Raw genomic sequence first — 221 nt, forward strand, 5'->3', positions numbered from 1 at the left:
CGCGCAACGCCTCGAAGGCGGCCTGCGGGTCGGAGGCCCTGCGGGTGTGGACGGCGACCGCCCGCCCCTTCTCCTCGATCCACGTGCCCTGCCACGCCCCGACCCGGTCCAGCAGCCCGGGCAGCTCCGCGCGGGCGGCGGCGACGCCGGGGTGCGGGGCGGGTGCGGTGACGGAACTTGTGACCGCTTCCCAGCGCTCGGCGCCGTAGTGGCCGAGCACC

At 77.8% G+C, this 221-nt stretch carries 1 pseudogene; it reads right to left on the bottom strand.

Features of this window, described 5'->3' with window-relative positions:
* Positions 1-221: pseudogene (locus tag CCN29_RS31910) on the bottom strand (trehalose-phosphatase); the annotation flags it as partial.

The sequence above is a fragment of the Streptomyces pseudogriseolus genome, assembly GCA_002154585.1.
GTDB lineage: Bacteria > Actinomycetota > Actinomycetes > Streptomycetales > Streptomycetaceae > Streptomyces > Streptomyces pseudogriseolus.